General features: G+C 63.0%; 1 protein-coding gene. It reads right to left on the reverse strand.

All coding sequences use genetic code 11. The annotated features are described in order from the left end of the window. Nucleotides 1-776: Ig-like domain-containing protein (locus ACOI1H_RS25935; protein ID WP_422441232.1), on the reverse strand; the 776-nt coding region annotated here is incomplete at both ends.

Genomic DNA, 776 nt, shown 5'->3' on the forward strand with positions numbered 1-776 from the left:
CCAGGCTGCCAAGCTGGAACTGCCCGGAATTCTGAAGCAGGAGCGTGTCGAACCCGGCCCCCCCGTGGAGCAGATCAGTGGCGTTCAGATTGTTGGCAGTGGTCATGACAAGATCGTCCGTGGCCGCCCCCGGCACGTTGTCGGGGCCCGACGTCAGAAAGATCTCGTTACGATCATCCACGGTGATGGTGAAGGAGCGCTCAATGGAGGCTCCGTGCTTATCAGTCGCCTTTATCAAGACTGAGTGGCTGGTCGCCGTCTCGTTGTCCAGTCCGGTCGAGGCCACCTGAAGCTCGTTGCCTACTATCGCGAACTTGTCACCGTCGAGGGCATTCACAATTGTATACGTAAGTTGCTCAGACTGATCGCCGTCTTCGGCATCGAGAAAACCAACGACTGCCCCGGGGGTGCCCTCCGCCACATTTGTATTCGACAAGTTGAGATCCGTCGGCGCTTCGTTGGTGCCGGTCACCGTCACGGTGATGTCGCTCACCGCTGTCGCCCCATGCGCATCGGTCGCAGTGACCTGCACCACCACGTCGCGGGTCGCGCCGAGGGCAAGGTCTTGGAACGCCGTGCCCGGATTGAAGGTGAGCGTGGTGCCGGTGATCGACGCGCTGCCCTCCGTGGGCGCGCCGGTGATCGCGTATCCCAGCGTGGTGCCGTCATCGTCGCTGTCGATGTCATCACCCAGCGCGGCAAGATCCACATCCACCGTCGGCCCGTCCTCGCTGGCCGCAGCCACGCCCGCCGCAAGGGTCGGCGCGTCGTTGGTG

The sequence above is a fragment of the Loktanella sp. DJP18 genome (assembly GCF_049310965.1).
Lineage (GTDB): Bacteria > Pseudomonadota > Alphaproteobacteria > Rhodobacterales > Rhodobacteraceae > Loktanella.